Origin of the sequence: Protofrankia sp. Cas3, from assembly GCF_963555955.1 — a bacterium.
Lineage (GTDB): Bacteria > Actinomycetota > Actinomycetes > Frankiales > Frankiaceae > Protofrankia.
The window spans coordinates 1-18,799 of the sequence record NZ_CAUVXP010000070.1; the positions used below are offsets into that span (position 1 = coordinate 1).

Below are 18,799 nucleotides of genomic sequence, written 5' to 3' on the forward strand. Positions count from 1 at the left end.
ATGTCAGTGACCCGGGCCAGCAGCGCTTGGTGGATCCACCTCTCGCCGGCGACACCGATGTCGTGACCGCGGTGGCGTTCTCCCGGGACGGCCGGACTCTTGCCAGCGGCAGCAATGACAGCACTGTGCTCCTGTGGGATCTCACCAGCCCGAGCCAACCACCCCACCCCGTCGGCCTATCTCCTAGCAGCCTGACCAGTGCGTCTCCTGGCGACCTGACCAGCGCGGTGACGTCGGTGGCGTTCTCCCGGGACGGCCGGACTCTTGCCAGCGGCAGCAATGACAGCACTGTGCTCCTGTGGGATCCCACCAGGCCGAGCCAACCATCCCGGCCCGTCGGCCCACCTGCCACTGGCGGCACCAGTGCGGTGACGGCTGTGGCGTTTTCGCCTGACGGCCATACGTTCGCCACCGGAAGTAACGACGACAACAATTCCGTCCGCCTGTGGGATCTCACCAGGCCGAGCCAACCATCCCGGCCCGTCGGCTCGCCGTTTACTGATCCCATCGCTGGCCGTATCGGCGCGGTGACGTCGGTAGCGTTTTCGCCCGATGGCCATACCCTCGCCGCCGGTACCAACGACAACGGTGTCCGCCTGTGGGATCTCACCACGCCGGCAGGTGTTCAGTCCATCGGCATTTCTCTCACCGGCCATACCGGCACTGTGACGTCGGTGGCGTTTTCGCCCGACGGCCATACGCTCGCCAGCGGAAGTTACGACAGTACCGTCCGTTTGTGGGATGTCAGCAGCCCGGGTCAGCCCCGCCCCGTCGGTTCGCCTCTCACCGGCCATACCGGTGCGGTGACGTCGGTGGCGTTTTCGCCCGACGGCCGTACCCTCGCCAGCGGAAGCTACGACGGCACCGTGCGTCTGTGGGATGTCAGCAGCCCGGACCGGCCTCGCCCCATCGGTCCGCCTCTCACCGGTCACACCGACATTGTGACGTCGGTGGCGTTCTCGCCCGACGGCCACATCCTTGCCAGCGGCAGCAATGACAAGACCGTTCGCCTGTGGGATCTCACGACCCCGACCGGTCCCCAGCTCCTCGGGATCCCGCTCAGGGGCCACGCCGGCACTGTGACGTCGGTGGCGTTCTCACCGGACGGCCACGCCCTCGCCACCGGGAGCTATGATCGTACCATTCAAATCTGGGATGTCTCCGTCTTCGACACGCTGCGCACGAACGCGCTGCCGTGGGCATGCGCGTTTGCTGGAACCTCACTGGACCAGGAGACCTGGACTTTGTACACACATGATCTGCCCTATGCGGACACCTGCACCAGCTGAAGATCCGCATGGAAGACAACCGCACATTTCGGTTAAAATGGACAACTTCGCCACAGGCGCCTAGAATCACGGGGTCCGGATCATACGGCGAGCCGATGGGTACCGACCAGGTTTCCGACGGCTTTATGACCGGGATGCGGGTGGGGCCTGTGCGGTCGGGTAATCTCCGCACGTGATCGGGGTCGGCGAGAGGGGATCGGGTGCTCGCGCCGCTTGCTGCTGACGATCCGCGTTCGGTCGGGCCGTACCGCCTGCACGGCCGTCTCGGTGAAGGCGGCATGGGCGTCGTCTACCAGGGCTTCGCCCCGGACGACACGCCGGTGGCAATCAAGTTCCCGCATCGTAACGTCGCCGCGGATCCTGAGTTCCGCGCGCGTTTTCGGCAGGAGGTCACGGCCGCCCGGCGGGTTCGTGGCACCTTCGTGGCCGAAGTGCTCGACGCGGATGTCGACGCCCCTCGTCCGTGGATGGCGACCGCATACGTGGACGGGGTGAGCCTGGCCGACGCCGTGCGCCGACGTGGCCGCCTGGACGGCAACGCGCTGATGAGCCTCGCCGTCGGGCTGGCCGAGGCCCTGGTCGTCATCCATGACGCCGGCGTGGTGCACCGCGACCTCAAACCCGGGAACATCATCATGGCATGGGACGGGCCGAAGGTCATCGACTTCGGTATCGCCCGGTTGTCCGACGCCACAGTGAACACGAAAACCGGCTTCAGCATCGGAACCATCGCGTGGATGGCACCCGAGCAGCTTTCCGGCGAGCGTGCCGGACCCGCCGCCGACATCTTCGCCTGGGCGACCTGCGTCGCGTACGCCGCGACCGGCCGGCATCCCTTTGCCGCCGAGACCCCGACCGCTTCGATGGCCAGGGTCCTCGGCGGTCCTCCCGATCTTGCTGGCATGCCGGTAGCGGTCGCCTCGGTGATCTCCAGGGCGCTGGCCAAGGCACCCGCCGAGCGCCCCACCGCGGCCGATGTGGTGACGGGTCTCACCGGCCACCACATCCACGGCATAACCGAATCCGAGCAGATCGCCACCCGTCTCGTCCGTGGTGGCGATGCCCCGCCGCCGGCAAACCCGTACGGGCTGCCGCAGCCCTCCGCCACCCGCCGGGAAGCTCCGTGGTTGGGCTGGCAGACCCCACCGCCACCAGGGGCGGGGGGCTACGCCGGACCCCCGAGTACCGGATTTCCGCCCGCACCGCAACCCTCGGACTGGCAGCGGCCCGCCCAGGAGGAGCTGCGGACACCGCAGCCGCCTTTGCCAACCGCATCCCGGGCTGCGCCGCCGGCCGCGCCCGACGTGCGCGGCATTCTCGACCCCCCGGGCCCACCTCAACAGGGCTGGTTCGGCCGCTCCGTGCCGATGGCGACGCCGGTTCTGGGCGTCCTGCTGGTGGCAGCTGTCCTGACGCTGATTCCCTCGGCGCTGCGGACGCCCGGACTCTACCGGAATCGTGATGTATGGGATGTTTTCGGCGAATTCGGGATAGCGTTCCTGGCATTGCCGGTGGCGCTCATCGCTCTGGTGGCCGCAAACCGGTGGGGTAGTGGGCGTGACTTCGCGAGCGGCTGCGTCGTCGGCCTGTCCGTGATGTCGCTGGCGGAACTCGGTTGGACCCGCGAGATCATTCATGAGCCACGCCGTGCAGGCTGGTGGATGATCATGATAGGAGCTGCGGTTTCCATGACCGTCGTTCTCGCCTGGCGAGGCTGGACGGCTGGCTGGAGCTCCGGACGCTGGACGGCTTTTGTCGCGTTGGCGGTCGGGCTGGGCGTCGTCCTGTTCATCCCAGCCAATCCCCTCTGGAAGGCCTACGTCCTTTCCGACCAGCGGAGTCTGATCGGAACGCTCGTCATCGGAGGGATGCTGCTTCTTGCCAGTCTGCTGGCGCCGTCCGGAGGCGCGACATTTCTCATCGCGGCGGTGGCGGCCGGTGTCTGCGCACTCGAGATGTTCCAGCCGAGACTCATGATCTATGTGGTGGACAGCTTCGCCGTGGTGATCGGGCTGGTGGCACTCGGCCTGCTCTGTGATCGCCGGTCGGACCGTTTCTTCCTGTTCGCAGCGAGGGCCACCGTTGCGGTGGCGCTGCTGCGGCTCAAGGCGCCGTCGTTCATGCTCCCAATTTCGCCGCGTATTCTCGCGCCCCTTGGCGGAACCAACCTGAACCTGCCCGATGTTCATCTCGCCGCGTTCGCGGCGATCGCGGTACTTGCGCTGTTCGGCGCCCGTGCCCGCGGCCCGATGCTGCCGATGCCGGGGCCGTGGCAACCGCCGCCTTCCGCGCCCCCGCCGTACCGGGTCAACGGGCCGTACGGCTGATCCTCTACGGCCCGCGGACCCCGGGCCCGGCTATCGGTAGCGCCCCGGTTATCGGCGGCGCAATCCCGACAGCAGTTCCCGTACCAGCGCCTCTGTCTCGGCCTGAGCCTTCAGACCGCTTCGCGGTGGCGCGATCACCCGGTACGTCTCGCCGATCACGGCTTCCAGCGCCTTGCGGTCGCGCCGGGCGGCAACCGTACGCAACAGGTCTCGCCACAGGACCTCGGCCGTCGGTACGGCGCGCAGGCCGGTCCGGCATGCCGCAACGGCGGTCACGGTATCGCCATAGCCGAGCGTGAGTTGGGCAAGCCGGTGGGCAACATCCACAACTGTGGTCGCTATGGACGTTCTGATCGGGCTCGAGGCCAGCCAGTCGTAGCGGTGATCGGGTAGGTTCGTCCACAGCGGCCCGGTGACCAGCCGTAACGCGGTGATGAGGTCCTCTTCGGCATCGGTGTTGGCATCGGTGTTGACATCCGGCCACCCGGACCGGTGGGTGTAGGCGATGAACAGGTCCCAGTCACACCGGACATCGTCCGCGAGCCGCCAGCATCCGTCGTCGCTGATGGTGATGCGCGGACCACCGCCGCTGGCTGGCCCGAGCCAGGCGCGGGCGTCGTCGAGTGCCGCCGCCACCACCTCGCCGGACGCTCCGTGTGGCCAGATCGCCGTCTTGAGGTCGCTGGTGGGTATCCCGTTGCGATGCAGGGCGAGATAGACCACCAGTTCGGTCAACAGGTCCCTGCGATCGGGCGCCAACGGACCGGGAGCGTCGATGGTGATGGTCCCCAGAACGCGGATCTCGGCGTCGTTCGGCCGGTACAGGTCCACTGTCACCAGCGGTGGCGTTTCTGCCGCGCGGGGCTGGGCTTCTTCGCGTGGGGGTTCGTCGCGCGGGAGTGGCTCGCGCTGGGTTTCTTCGCGTGGAGATTCCTCGCCGGGGGGAGGTACCGGCGGTGGGCGCCGGGCCGCAGCCTCCCACGGGGAGAGACCCGGTACGGCGGTGGCCGGCAGTGCTGTGGCCAGAGGCGCTGTGGCCAGCGGCGCCGCAGGCGGCAGCACCATCGGGGGAGCTTCAGCGCGTGCGGCGGGCGCTGCCCGGACCGGAAAGGAACGCGGCGGCGGGAGCACTGGCAGCCCTCCGGTCGGGATCGTCTGGGACCCCGCGGACCCCGCGGGCCGGACACCGAGCGGATGTGATGGGCTCTGCGCTACCGGCCGCTCACCGGGGGGCAGCGGGGGCATCGGGGGCCTGGGCCGTGGGGCCGTGAGTGGCGCGCGTGGCGGTGGCGGAGGTGGGGGAGGCAGCGGTGGGATGGGCGGTACCGCTGGATGTCTGCGACGGTCGGGCGCTCGACGAGACACGGCCGGCAGCTCGGGGACCGGCGGGCTCACTCGCGGCGGAATGTCTGGAACCCACGGGACGGGTGCCGGTACTCCTCCCTGAGCAGGAGCAGGAGCCAGCGCGGCGGCTGCTGAATCCCGGACCGTAAACCTGACCATCTCGGTGCCCGGCCGACCTGCACCCAGCGCGTTCGTCGCAGAGATCCACGCCTGGGTCTGGCCCGAGGCGTCCGTCTGGCCCGGACCCGCTGGCAGCGCGGGTGGCGTGGGGCTTCGGGTTGTCCAGGTCGCTGGATCGACGTCGGTCCCCCGGAACATCTCAACGATGGCCGAGTACTCGTCCGCCGGCAGCGTCAGAGCGTTGACGTCGAACCCGAGAACGCCGAGGGACAGCCTGCCATCGGTGCTGACCGTGAAGCGCCAGCGGGCAGCACTTGTGTCGCCCACCATGATCACGCCGACGCCCCGGGTGCGTCCTGTGGCGAGGACCGACAGCCGCGCGACCTCGTCGTCGGATGGAGGCGCAGCGAGCACCAGCAGGTCCGGCGCCCACAGCGCCTGGGTCCGCGCAGCCTGCCGGCCTCGCAGCGCAGCGCCGAAGGTGGTGTTCGGATCGTTCTCATCGCCGGCCGTGGTGGCGCGTCGTGACTCACGATCAGTTAGTTCGTTCAGAACCTCGCCGAGGCTGGTACCGGTCCGCAACCGGTTCGGGGCGATCGGCGTGGGGTCGCCGGGAAAACCGATCATGTGGACGCGCAGCTCATCCGACCACAGGTTCGTGGCAAGTTCCACCGCGATGGACACGGCTACCTCGCGGGCCACGGCCACATCCCCGCCCAGGCTGATGATTCCCGGGGCACCCTCGACGTCTACGAGAATCTGGGAGCCATGGTCATCTGTGCCGACCGTGGCGAGGCCCGGGTACGGGGCGGGTGTGCTCGCCGGAATCCCGGCACCGACACCGGTGGGCAGGCCGTCGGGTGTGTCGGCGATCCGGTCGATGAGCCAGTGACCCGGCGCCTGGCCAACCCGCCATGGTGCCGGCGGCTCGTCGACTTCGGCTGGCGCGATGTGAAGCAGCAGCGTGGAGTCGGTGAGAGTCGCCGCGTAGACCGACGGCAGGGTGCGGCCGGCCATGGTCAGCTTCGCGGAAAGTACCCGTAACGCCTGGTCGACAAACCGGGCCGCCCCGACATCTGCGGCAAGGCGGAGGGCGGTCTCGATGTTCTCGATCGGATCATCCGTGCTGGCCCGTGTTCGCCGCCCGGCCAGGGCCACCACCACTCCCGCCGCCAGCAGCGCGGACCCGGCGACGCCCCGCAAGGGCGTGACGGCACTCGCGGCAGCGATGATCGCGGCATCGACGTTCGTGGCCGCCGCCATGACGCCGTCCCCGACCGGCCGGTCACCGGCCGTGCCACGAGCCTCGGGCCGAACAGCCTCGGGCCGAACAGCCGAAGCCGTGATGGCGGGATGCAGCCCGGGCGCGTCCGCGCCGGGTGCGAGCAGGATGGCGGTGCCGGAGAACAGCAGGGTGGCGGCGACGAGACGGTGTGCCAGCGTCTGCGAACCGCCGCCGAGTGGGATCCGTGGCGGGCGGTCGCAGCCTCGCCGTCCGGACCGCCACTCGGCGATGACGCAGATGACAAAGTGCGCCCACGCCAGCCACACCACGCCCGACAGGATCACCATCAGGGTCGCCTGGTCGATCCTGTTCGCAGGAGCCCAGGCAGGAGCCCACACCCCGGGAATCGGTAAACCGACCAGCAGCACCAGCATGGCTGGCACACCAATTATGATCACGGTGAGGAGAGTGACCGCCCGCACGGCGCGCAGCCGTTCCCGCCGCGGGACGAGCGGGTGAGCAGCCCGCGTCGCCGGCCGTGCATGCCGGCGGCCGGATGGTCCGGCATGGTCGCGGCGGGACGGCGTCACGGTTCCCATCGTCTTCCCCCCGGGTTCGGGCCGACCAGGCTTTCATCCGGGCTGTGGATAAACGTCGTCACTGTTGACACGTTCGTCATCGCTGGACGTCGTTTTTAGGCGCGCTGCACCTGGGTCGGCGGGTACGGCTCGGTGCGGGCGACGGGCGCAGCAGCCTCGCCGAGGAGCCGGATAGTTGCCGAACGACATGTTGATCTATCGTCGGAGCGGACACCAGGCCTCCTTCTGGCCGCGCTGGCAGATACGACAAAACAGTAGATTCATACAAAAACGTTCGTAACCGTATCAACGGGACGCGCCCTGTGAGATGCTTGTCGCAGCGAACCTGTTACGGAGTGGATCCGCTGGCGCAGGATGTAGCACGATATGTGGCTATCTGATGGAGCGCGGTACCACGACACTGTGGCACGCAAAGTGCTTGTTACGCCACTCTTGGCAGAAATGAAGCACCGGTGGTGACTCGATGACCACCGGACGAGATCCGCTGCGGGACGGAACGACCCTGCACCAGACGATCCGCCGCGCTGTGACAGCGCGCGCCGAAGCCTGTCCACTCCGCCAACGCCAGCCCACCTACCTGAAAGAGGCCGGAGACGATGCCCAATCTCAACGTCACCTACACCGAGATGGACGACGCCAGTACCAGACTCCGCAACGGCAAGACCGACATCGAGACGCATCTGAACGCCTTGAAGAAGACGGTCGACGCGCTGGTCGCGGGCGGCTATGTCACCGACCAGTCGAGCGTGCAGTTTCAGGACTCCTACGACAGATTCAACACCGGTGTCACCAACACGCTGGGCGGCCTGGACGGTATGGCCGGGTACCTCACGAAGGCCGCGGAGGCATTCCGTACCGCCGACACCCAGCTCGCGAACTCGCTTCGGGGGCAGGGTTAGCAGGCCGGGCTCCACCACGGCCGCCGATTACGAGGCTTCGCGTGTACAGGCCTACACATAACGGAGGTGGGTTTCGATGACTGCTGACCGCCTGTCGGTCGATCTTCCGGGTCTGGACTCCCTCGCGCGCAATCTGGAATCGATCCGATCGACGATGAACGCGACCCGTTCGACGCTCGACCACTATCGGGGCCAGCTGGGCTCGGCCGAAATCGAGAACGCACTCAGCGATTTCGAGCACGACTGGAGCGACGGGCGCAAGAAGATCGATGACAACGCGAACAAGCTGGCGACGATGGCGTCGGAATCCGCGCGGGCACTGCGCCAGGTCGACACCGACCTGGCTACCAACCTGAACCGGGCGTCACAACCCACGGATGAGGGGGTGGCGGGGATCTGAGTAACCACACCGCAGCCAGCTGGCCGGCAACCGCCGGGTTCTCGATCACCATTCCGGACACCTGGTTCGAGGTGGACCTGAACCCGGTGACCCGCCGGGCATCCATCGACGCGTTGGTCCGCGAGCGCACGCGCGGTGTCCCCGAACTCGCCGGGCACTGCGCGGCGATCTCCCGCATACTGCGCCATGCGGCCAGCGACGCCGCTGCTGGTGGTGCACTGTTCTGCGGGGTCATGGCCGAGGCGGTTGAAGGCACGGGCCTGTCCGCCGGAGTGACCGTCTCGGTGCTTGCCGCGCCCGGCGGCGACCGCACGGATGGCGACCGCGCGGATGGCGACCGGATCGCTGGCGTCACCCCGGGCGCGATTATGGCCACGCTGACGGAGAAGGTCGCCCGATCACCGGATGACACCTGGACCACGGTGGCACTCGTCGATCTTCCGCAGGCCGGGCAGGCCGCCCGTGCCTACGGTGTCGAGGACCTCACATTGCCTGATCGGGCCGGTTGGATCAGGACGACGACAATGCAGACCTTTGTCCCCATCCCACAGTCGGGCCAGGTCGCCCTGGTCGCCTGCTCCAGTCCGAACATGGTGCTTGTGGACGCGTTGCACGACCTGTTCGATGCGGTGACCTCAACCTTCCGATTCGTCAACCTTCCGATTCGTCCGTGACGGCGGCCAGCTCGTGGCATCCTGCTGACAGCACGGTTGGTCAGTTGGTCAGTTGGTCAGTTGGTCGGCTGTTCAGGTGGCGGGGTCGTCCGGGTTATGGCCGGCGCGCGGCCCGTACGGCGATGCCGGCGGTGAGAACGCCGAGCCCGGTGAGGATGCTGGCGACCGGCAGGGTCAACGCGAGGACGACACAGCCAGCGCCGCCGACCAGCGCGAGCGGGCGTAGCCAGCGCCGTTGTGGGCCGTCCAGGGTGAAGGCGCTGGCGTTGGCGACCGCGTAATAGACGAGGATCGCGAAGCTCGAGAATCCGATTGCTCCCCGGACATCGGACACGGTGACGATGACGATGACCGCGCCACCGAGCAGCAATTCAGCCCGGTGCGGAACGCCGTGGGTTGGATGCACCGCGGCGAGCCAGCCGGGCAGATCCCGTTCGCGCGCCATTGCCAGGGTGGTGCGTCCGACCCCGGCAAGGAGCGACAACAGCACCCCGAGACTCGCCACCACCCCGCCCACGCGGACCGCGGGAGTCAGGGAGTGGAGCCTGCCGGCGCTGACCGCGACGGCGAGTGGGTCAACGGCGGCCGCCAGCCGGTCGGGGCCGACGGCCAGCAGGGCGGACAGCCCGACAAGGAGGTAGACGCCGACCGCGAGTCCGAGCGCGGCAGGGATCGCCTTCGGGATCGTCCGCGTGGGGTCGCGGACCTCCTCACCCAAAGTGGCGATCCGCGCGTATCCGGCGAACGCGAAGAACAGCAGTGCCGCGGCCTGCAGGACAGCGTGGACAGCGCCCGGCCCGCTGCCTGGCCAGATCGGGCTCAGCCGATCGGCGTCCGCTGTGCCACCGGCCAGGCATGCGACCACCACGAGGGTCAACGCGATCAGGGTCAGCGCGACCAGTAGTCGGGTCAGCTGGGCGGTCTTGGCGATCCCGAAGTAGTTGACCACGGTCAACAACACCGCGGCGGCGACCGCGACCGGGCGGGGATGCTGCGGCCAGGCGTAGGCCCCGATGGTCAGGGCCATGGCGGCGCAGCTAGCGGTCTTGCCGACCACGAATCCCCAGCCGGCGAGATAGCCCCACACGGCGCCGAGGCGGCGGCGCCCGTACACGTACGTGCCACCGGACTCGGGGTAGCGGGCTGCCAGCTGGGCCGACGACGTCGCGTTGCAGTAGGCGATCACCGCGGCGATCGCGAGACCGATGAGGAGGCCGGCTCCCGCGGCGCCCGCTGCCGGTCCGAAGGCCGCGAACACACCCGCGCCGATCATCGATCCAAGGCCGATGATCACCGCGTCACCCGGGCCAAGGTGCCGTTGGAGCGAGCCGGCCGGCTCCGCGTCAGTCATGAGTCATCGCCTTCCTGGGACGCCCGCAGGTGTGGCCTGCCGGCGAACGCTATCCAGGCGTGGAGAAGGCGACCTGGATGGGCGTCGTCCTGCCCCGGAGTACGAACAGCCCGCGACCGACGGGCATGGCGGCGGAATTGCCGCGGGACAGCCGTATACCGAAGAGATCTCCCTCACTGGGCGTGCTCGGCGCAAGGATTACCCCGCTTCGTGACCGACGAGCATCAACCATGAACCCTCGGTACTGGCCGGTCAGGTCCGCGGTCGTACCGGCCGCGATGAACGCGTGACCGTCGTCGCGGGCGGTTCGCAGGAATTCGGTCATACGGTCGGCCAGGGGTGCGTTCGCCAGCAGCTCCGCGTCATCCATGACGACAACCAGGCCGCCCAAGCCCCCGACGCAGGCGCAGGCGGCATCGATGTCGCTGGCCGTCGCCTCCGTACCGAGTACGTCGATCACCTGTGGACGGCCCGCGAGCGCCGACAGCGGTGAGCGCCGAGGGGTCAGCACAAGCAGCCGGGCGCCGCCGGCCAGCAGCGATTCCGCCATCGTCAGCAGCGCGGAACTCCGGCCGGAGCGCGCCGGGCCGGCGACGACGAAACCAGGTCCGTCGGCGGCGAGATCGATATCGATGGGGGCGAGTTCATCGCCGCCGGCGCCGATCAGCGCGACAAGCGATGCCAATGGCCCTGATCCGTCGGTCGGGGACGGTGATCGTCGTCCCGGGCGCAACGCCTCGGTCTCGGCGACGGTGACGCGTCCGGGGAGCACGTCGATGCGAAACGGCCGTCGGTAGTCGGTTCGGGCGCCAGTGGCTGGTCCCGGTGGCACTCCGTCACGAGTCGCTGCGGCCATGGAGATTTCCTGCAACGCTGTGACCTGCGCACGGCCGGACGGATCCTCGGTGAGCAGCGCGATCTGGGTTTCAACGGAGGTCTCCGCCTGAAATCCACGCCCCGGCGGTAACGTGTCGGGCACCGTGCCCGAGGCGAGGCCCACCATCGCGTAGTCGGACCGGTCCGCCATCCGCAGCACGAACCGGTTCTCGATCGTCCCGCTGAACCGTCCGGACGCGCTGCGTCGATCACCGGTCATGACGACCCGCAGGCCGACCGATGGTCCTTCCCGTAGCAGCCGGGTCAGCAGGTCCACGAGTGCTCCGCCGTCGACATCCTCGAAGGATGCCAGGAAGCTCTCGAAGCGGTCGATCAGCAGGACCAGGTACGGCAGCGGGCGGTCGCGGTCGACGGCTCGTTGCTCGGCGAGGTCGGCGTACCCGCGGGCGGCAAAGCTCTCCTGCCGTTCGACGATCTCGGCGATGAGCCGGGCGAAGAGCCGTTGAACCCGCTCGGGAGAGTCCCGGCTGACCACGGCCCCGGTGTGCGGCAAGGAGGTCAGGGGCGCAAGGGCGTTGTTCCCGCAGTCCAGCGCGTAGAGATGAACGTCGGCGGACGATATGGTGGCCGCCGTCGATCCGGCCAGGGTACGCAGGGCTGTTGATCGTCCTGATCGCGGTGAGCCGACGAAGAGCAGATGACCCCCGTTCTCGATGTCGATCGTGAAAGGACGTTGGGCCTGGCGGTCGCAATGGTCCGCCAGGCCGATCGGGACGGGCGGCAACGCGTGCGGGCCCGTGGGGACGGACCCCGGCAGCGTCCGTAGGGCGAGCCGTTCGGGTAGCGGTGGCAACCACGGACTGTATTGCGATGGGATGGCAAGGGTGACGGCTGCCTCCCGGATCGCTTCGACGAGCACCTTGAGGTCGGTGATCTCATTCTCGGATGATCGTGGCCGGGGCGGTGTCGGCGGCGGTTGGCCCAACGCGGCCCAGGTCAGTTCGGTTACCCACGGTGGGATCAGATAGTCGGTTGTGCCTCCGGAAACAGCGGTGGCCCCGGCCGGTCGACGACCACCGACCCGGCCGGACTGGAACGGGACGAGCGACGCGTGCCCCAGCCGAACGTAGGCACGACCGGGGGTGGCCGGTGAGATGCGCGCGGCGTCCGGCGCGTTGATGACGTCGGAGCTCTCCGCGGTATCGGTGACACGCAGCGCTATCCGTAGGTTCGTGTTCGCCCGGATCTCGGGCGACACCACCCCGCTGGGCCGCTGGGTCGCGAGCAACAGATGGATGCCGAGCGACCGGCCGCGCTGCGCGATGTTGACCAGACCGGTGACGAAGGCGGGCAGTTCACGGGCGAGCGAGGCGAACTCGTCGATCACGAGCAACAACCGGGGCAGCGGGGTCGGGACCGGGGACGGGACCGGGGCCGGGCCGGGGGCCGGGCCGGTCGGTGTGCGACGCGTCTGCGCGGCGACCAGCAGCGCGTAGTCCTCGATGTCCTTTGCTCCCGCATCGGCGAGGATGTGCTCGCGTCGGCGGAGCTCGGCCGACAGCGACTCCAGTGCGCGGGTCACCAGGTGGGTGTCGAGGTCGGTCACCATGCCGACCGTGTGCGGCAGCCGGACGCAGTCGGCGAAGGCGCTGCCGCCCTTGTAGTCCACGAGCACGAACGTCATCTCTTCCGGCCGGTTCGCGACGGCGAGCGAGGCCACGATCGACTGCAACAGCTCGGACTTGCCGGATCCGGTGGTGCCGGCGATCAGTCCGTGCGGGCCGTCGCGGCGTAGGTCCAGCGCGAACGGCCCGTCGAGCGACAGGCCCACAGGGAAGGCCGTACTGCGAGGGGCGACAAGCCAGCGTGCGGCCACCGCCGCCGCGGTCGGTGGTTCCAGGCCGACGATGTCAAGGAGCCGGGCGGCGGCCGGGATCGTCGCCTCGTCGTCCCCGCCGACATCGCGGACCGGTGCCAGCGCGCGGGCGAGCCGTTCACACCAGGCCGCGGCTCCGGCTGCGCTCACCACAGCGTCGGGCTCGGCCGGCAGCGCGGTCGCGACGAGATCCGGGCGGACGTCATGGACGATCTCGGTGCGCATCTCCACCAGACACAGCCCCGTCTCCCGCTCCTCCGCCACGGCCTGGCACTCCTCCGGCAGGAGCCGGATGTCGCGATCCAGGCAGATCGAGTGGATGCCCACCGCAGGCCCGTCCCGCAGGATCGCGATCATGCCGGGCACGGACCGCAGCCGACGTGCGCCGTCCAAGACGACCAGCACATCCGGGCCGTCGGCCGGCGGATTCCTGCCGCCCGACGTCGCCCGGGCGTCCGCTCGCGCCGCCACCTGGTTAATCAGTTCGCCGATCCGCCGGGCCCGCGACTCATCGTCGGTCCCGAGCAGGACGGTGGTGTTCTGCCCTTCGCTCGGCCGGCAGTGCGGCAGCCACCGCACCCACTGCCAGGCAGCGGCACCGGAGCTGTCGGTGAGTATGCAGATTGCCAGGTCGCGCGGGCTGTGCAGGGTCGCGGCCTGCGCGATCAGCCAGCAGGCGAGCACCCGGGGCAGGTCGCCGCGGCCGGCGATGCCCAACACGCCCCGCTCGGGCAGGGCCACGGTCACCGGGACGTCCGGTGCCGTCCAGGTGATTTCGCGTTTGTGTTCCTGAGCGGCCGGGTCCTCCATCACGACCTCGCTGGGCAGGTCGGCGGTGCCCAGCCGCAGCCGCAGGTAGTCGGGGTTGTCCCGGCGGCGTTCCCACAGGCGCCCGCGTGGCCCGACGGCAGTGAGCAGGACGGTTGCCGGATCGGGAAAGTCGGCGCGCCGGGCCGAGCGTTCGACGAGCAGCGCCTGCTGTGCGTCGGCTTCGACTTCTTCCCGTCGCCGGCGGTAGTCGGCCAGCTGTCTGCGGTAGCTGCGCCGGCCCTGCCGGTCGCCGGAGACATGCATTCCGATCATTCCCACCGGGCCGATCACGGCCATCAGCAGAAAGTAATATTGCTTGAACAGGAAGGCCATGGCCACGCCCGCGCCAAGCGGCAGGACGGCCATCAGGATCGGCATGGGACGCCGTTCCGGTTCGGTGGGTTCGCCGGGCAGTTTGTAGCGCGTCCGGCGGATCGGCGGGAGCAGCCGGGGCGGTCGGTTGAAGTCGAGCCCCGCCCCGTCGTCGGAGGCCTTGAGCGCGGCGTCGGCCCGGCTGGGCGCGCTCATCTCCAGCAGCACGGACCCGATCGCGATCTGGGCGCTGGTCGGCAGGTCGATCGGGGCCTGTAACGGCTCACGGTCGACGAGAACGCCGGCGGGTTGCAGCCCGAGGTCGCCGACGGGTTGCCGCCCGGGGTCGGTGGCCGCGGGTATGAGGCGACACGAGCCGTCCGCCATCACGGTGATCGTCATCACCTCGGCGGCCAGGCCGGGATCATCCAGGCGGATGGCGCAGGTCGCTCCGGCGCCAACGGCGAACTCACCGGGCCCGAGTCGGTGGACCACACCCGCGCCCGGTCCGCCGATCACCCGGACCTCGATCAGACCGGGCGGTTCCCGGGGCAGCCAGCCCGCTGGTGAGTCGATGCTGATCAGGGTGCCCTCGTGGATCGGGGACTCGGCGAGCGAGAGTGCCCCGGTGACGAGCCGGCCGTCGACGAACAGGCGCGGCCGGCCTGGCACCCGGTCATGGGACCGCTCGCAGACCAGCGGCGTGAAACGGCCCGGTCGGAGGTGGTTCGCCAGGGCGTAGGCGACCGCACTGACCGGTATGTCCGGATCGGCGTCCAGTAGGACGTCGACACTGACGTCGTGGGCCGGGTCGGCCACCGTCAGTGTCAGGCGCATGGCTGCACGATACGGCCTGATACCGATATAACAGGCTTTATCTTAGATATCGGTGGTGCGGTCCCGGTCCCGGTCCCGGTCGCTATGGCTGGGGCCGAGGCAAGGGCCGGGGTCGACGACGGTGCTGGACCCGGCTGCGGACAAGCGCCTCGCTCGCCAGTTGGACGAGCTCCACAGCGTCCGGAGCTGGTGGCTCACCGGACGGGGAGCGCCCTGGTTGCCACCGGCCGCCGGACCCGGTGACCGGGCCCAGCATGGCCATCCCAACGCTGGCCGACACCCTGATCCGATGGCCGTCGACGGCCATCGGATCGGTCAGGGACAGGGTCAGCGCTTCGGCCAGGGTTGCCGCGTCCGTGCTGGTCAGGTGACCCGCCACCACGACGAACTCGTCCCCTCCCCAGCGGGCCAACAGGTCGGTCGGACGCAGTGCGGAGGTCAGCCGGGCCGCGGTGGCCCGCAGGACCATGTCACCGATCCGGTAGCCGAACGTGTTGTTAATGGTGCGAAAGGAGTCCAGGTCCAGGAAGAACAAGGCGGCCGGATGGACGCCGTCCCCGCTCGCGTCTTGATCCGAGGTCTGCTCGCGGGCTGTGCCCGTGGATGCCCGCCAGAGCTCGCCGAGGCGCTGGGCGACCGGCAGTCGGTTCGCGAGGCCCGTCAGTGCGTCGTGCATCGCGTGATGACGCAGCTTGTCTTCGAGATCGTGACGTTCGGTGACGTCATCCACCAGGACGACGAGCCCGCGGCCGCCGACGAGCGGGCGCAACTGTACGTACAACCAGCGGGGACCACGTGGTCCCGGGTAGTGGATCTCCATCTGGGGGCGACCATGAGGGTTGTCCAGCAGCTGTCTGGTCATGGTCGCGAGCTGTTCGAGGTGCGGCAGGTGCGCGCCCGTGCCTGCGGCGGCGGATGCGGCGGCGCAGGCGGCAAGCCAGTATTCGCCCGGCTGGACGGGGACAAGGGCAATTCCGGTCGCGGCGCCGCGGCGCCATGCGTCGTTGAGCGTCAGCACCGTGCCGTGGGGATCGAGTACCGCGACCGCGGTCGGCAGCGCGTCGAGAACCACCGAGGCCACGTCGTCGGTCATCACCGAAACCCACCTCTCCCGACGGCCCGGACCCGTCCGGATGTAGCGAGCGTGGTGTGCGAATGCGGCCGTGTCCGCTAAACGCTGATGACGTGTGAGGTGCGAGTGTTGGTAGTGCGTCCCCTGTGCTCTCAGAGATGTTCGTGTTACCGGCGGTGGTGAGGACTGGTGCTGACACAGACGAAGGGAGCCCGCGCATCTGCGTGGACTCCCAGGTCAAGGGCGGAGGCTCGGGGATTTGAACCCCGGAGGGGGTTGATGCCCCCAACCGCATTAGCAGTGCGGCGCCATAGACCGGACTAGGCGAAGCCTCCAACGTGCGTTCTGAGTATAGCCACCACACCTGGAGCGATCTTGCTGGCGTCCTTTCACTATTGTGAACTGCGTCACGGATGCGGTGTCGATCATTGGTCATGCCTCCCGGTGATCATCTGTTGCGGCTCCGGCGCGTCGCGGCTCGGGCGGCGGTTGCAGCGCGGCCAGCACAGCGTCGGCCAGCTGCTCGCGCCGTTGCGCCGCAACCAGCGCGCCGCCGTCGGCCTCCCGCACGTAGAACGCGTTCACGACGTCGAGACCGATCGTGGCCACGATCGCGGTGCGGACACCCAGCCCGGCGGTTGACAGCGCCCGGACCATGGTGAACAGCACGCCGGCCCGATCGGGAGCCCGGATCTCGACAACGGTGTCGGAGCCGGAGTCCTCAAAGATGACCCGCGGCGGTGCGGGTGCGAGCCCACGGCGCGTGCCCGCGTACGCCCGTTCCCGCGCGGTGATCCGGGCCTCCAGGTCAAGGGTGCCGTCCAGGGCACGCAGCAGATCGCCGCGCAGTATCGCGGGGCTGGGCGTCTGTCCGTACGGTCTCCCTCCTGCCACCGGTGTCGAGACCGCCGCCTGGAGCAGGGCACGGCGCCCGGAACTGCGGGCGGACGCGCGGCGCACGTCAAGACGGTTGAGGGCCAGCACCCCGGTGGTGGCGGCCAGCAGCCCGGGACGGTCGGGCGCCACCACGACGATCTCGAACATGCCGTCGTCCGGGAGCGGGTTGACCGCCACCGTGTACTCGTCCGCACCCGCGAGAAGAGCCTGTTGACGCTCGCTGAGGGCGGGGGGGTACGGCACCTGCTCGCCGCGGTAAACCGCCATCGCCCGGCTGACCAGCTCACCGACCAGTCGCGCCTTCCACGGGCTCCACGCCGTCGGGCCGGTGGCGAGCGAGTCGGCTTCGGTCAGGGCGTGCAGCAGGCTGAGTACCCGCGGGCTGCCCGCGGCCCGCGCCACCGCCTCGATGGTCGTGAGGTCATCGATGTCCCTGCGGGTCGCGGCTTCGGCGAGCAGCAGGTGATGGCGCACCATCGTCACCAGAATGTCGGTGTCCGCGGGCGGTAGGCCGAGGCGGGGGGCGAGGTCGGTGACGACCGCGATGCCGGCTTCGGTGTGGTCACCGGGCCAACCCTTGCCGATGTCGTGCAGCAGGGCGCCGAGCAGGAGCAGGTCGGGCCGGTCGACCTCGCGGGTCGCCGCCGCCGCGCCCGCCGCTGTCTCGATCAGGTGCCGGTCGACGGTGAAGCGGTGGTACGGGTTGCGCTGCGGCCGGCTGCGTACCCGCTCCCACTCGGGCAGCAACCGGACGAGCAGGCCGACCTGGTCAAGGGCTTCCATGGCAGCGACCGCAGGCGCACCCGTGGCCAGCAGGGCGACCAACGCGTCGCGCGCCGCGGCCGGCCACGGCGTCGGCATGGGTGGGGCCTCGCGGGCAAGCCGGTCCAGCGCAAACCGCCCGATGGGGACGCCGGCCCGGGCGGCTGCCGCGGCGACCCGTAGCGTCAGCGTCGGATCGCTCGCCGGGTCGGCGTCCCCGGCGAGCTGCACCTCGCGGTTCTGCTCGACCACGCCTTCATCGAGGGGGCGACGGACCGGGCGGCTCCGGAGCCAGCGCGAGGACGGCCGCAACCCGGCTGAGGCCCGGTACCAGGTGACGTCCCAGGTCCAGGAGATCGTGCGGCCGGCGTCGGCGGTGGCGCGCGCGAGCGCCGGCGGGTCGGGGTACCCCAGGGCGGTGGCGACGGCCGCGGTGTCCTGGAGCAGCAGCCGGTTCTGTTCGCGTCCGTGGGCGAGTCTGCGTACCTCACCGCGGGCATCGAGCAGCACCCGGTAGGCGGCGAGCACGCGTTCGGACGGCTTTTCGGCGACCCATGCGGAGGCGAGCGCAGCCAGGGCGTGGACGTCACGCAGTCCGCCGCGGGCCTCCTTGAGGTCCGGTTCGAGCAGAAAGGCGACCTCACCGTGCCGGCGGGCCCGCTCGGCGACCATGTCGGCGAGTTCGGGTAGCCGGCGGGGAGCGCTGGCCCGCCACCGGGCCCGGACCTGGCTGAACAGGGACGCTGCCAGGGCGTGGTCGCCGGCGACCACGCGTGCGTCCAATAGGCCGAGGGTTGCCTTCAGGTCGCCATCGGTGACCACGATGGCCTCCTCGACGGTCCGGACGCTGTGGTCGAGACCGACCCCTGCGTCCCAGATCGGGTACCAGATGGCGTCGGCCAGCCGGGCGATGTCGTCGCGCCGGCCGTTGTGGACGAGTACCAGATCGAGATCGCTGCCGAAGGCGGGCTCACCGCGCCCATAGCCGCCGACCGCGACGAGCGCCACTCCCGCGCCCGGTTCGCCGAACAGGTCACGCAGGACGCTGTCGGCCACCTCCATCAGAGCACCGCGAAGGGCCGGTCCGACGGTTGCGTCGAGCTCGTCGGACCGGCCCAGCAGCACCGCGATCCTGTCGGTCACCACCGGTTTCCGATCGCAGCGGACC

General features: G+C 69.5%; 10 protein-coding genes and 1 tRNA gene. 5 read left to right on the forward strand and 6 right to left on the reverse strand.

Features of this window, described 5'->3' with window-relative positions:
- Positions 1-1,289: WD40 repeat domain-containing protein (locus U9983_RS14550; RefSeq protein WP_322754547.1), on the forward strand; the 1,289-nt coding region annotated here is incomplete at its 5' end.
- 200 nt (positions 1,290-1,489) lie between these two features.
- Positions 1,490-3,616, forward strand: coding sequence for a protein kinase domain-containing protein (locus U9983_RS14555; RefSeq protein WP_322754548.1), 2,127 nt, complete (start codon positions 1,490-1,492; stop codon positions 3,614-3,616).
- A 48-nt stretch (positions 3,617-3,664) separates the two neighbouring features.
- Here the strand turns inward: U9983_RS14555 and U9983_RS14560 are convergent, their stop codons facing one another.
- The gene (locus U9983_RS14560) at positions 3,665-6,904 is read right to left on the reverse strand and encodes a bacterial transcriptional activator domain-containing protein (protein WP_322754549.1); all 3,240 of its coding nucleotides are present in this window, start codon (positions 6,902-6,904) and stop codon (positions 3,665-3,667) included.
- Positions 6,905-7,500: 596 nt separating this feature from the next.
- Here U9983_RS14560 and U9983_RS14565 point away from each other — a divergent pair.
- The 3 genes from U9983_RS14565 (at position 7,501) to U9983_RS14575 (ending at position 8,877) form a co-directional block, all read left to right on the forward strand.
- On the forward strand, positions 7,501-7,803 hold the full coding sequence (locus U9983_RS14565) for a WXG100 family type VII secretion target (protein ID WP_322749096.1): 303 nt from the start codon (positions 7,501-7,503) through the stop codon (positions 7,801-7,803).
- Positions 7,804-7,879: 76 nt separating this feature from the next.
- On the forward strand, positions 7,880-8,203 hold the full coding sequence (locus U9983_RS14570) for a hypothetical protein (protein WP_322754550.1): 324 nt from the start codon (positions 7,880-7,882) through the stop codon (positions 8,201-8,203).
- A 71-nt stretch (positions 8,204-8,274) separates the two neighbouring features.
- Complete coding sequence (locus tag U9983_RS14575) at positions 8,275-8,877, forward strand: hypothetical protein (RefSeq protein WP_322754551.1); 603 nt, start codon at positions 8,275-8,277, stop codon at positions 8,875-8,877.
- Between the two features lie 94 nt (positions 8,878-8,971).
- Here U9983_RS14575 and U9983_RS14580 read toward each other — a convergent pair whose 3' ends face one another.
- The 5 genes from U9983_RS14580 to U9983_RS14600 all read right to left on the reverse strand — a co-directional run bounded on the left by U9983_RS14580 (position 8,972) and on the right by U9983_RS14600 (position 18,774).
- Complete coding sequence (locus tag U9983_RS14580) at positions 8,972-10,228, reverse strand: APC family permease (RefSeq protein WP_322754552.1); 1,257 nt, start codon at positions 10,226-10,228, stop codon at positions 8,972-8,974.
- Positions 10,229-10,277: 49 nt separating this feature from the next.
- Complete coding sequence (locus U9983_RS14585) at positions 10,278-14,900, reverse strand: FtsK/SpoIIIE domain-containing protein (protein WP_322754553.1); 4,623 nt, start codon at positions 14,898-14,900, stop codon at positions 10,278-10,280.
- An 82-nt stretch (positions 14,901-14,982) separates the two neighbouring features.
- The gene (locus U9983_RS14590; RefSeq protein WP_322754554.1) at positions 14,983-15,993 is read right to left on the reverse strand and encodes a diguanylate cyclase domain-containing protein; all 1,011 of its coding nucleotides are present in this window, start codon (positions 15,991-15,993) and stop codon (positions 14,983-14,985) included.
- Positions 15,994-16,216: 223 nt separating this feature from the next.
- Positions 16,217-16,307: transfer RNA gene (locus U9983_RS14595), tRNA-Ser, on the reverse strand.
- A 97-nt stretch (positions 16,308-16,404) separates the two neighbouring features.
- A complete protein-coding gene (locus U9983_RS14600) occupies positions 16,405-18,774 on the reverse strand; it encodes a [protein-PII] uridylyltransferase (RefSeq protein ID WP_322754555.1) in 2,370 nt (789 codons plus the stop codon).
- Positions 18,775-18,799 lie beyond the last annotated feature (25 nt).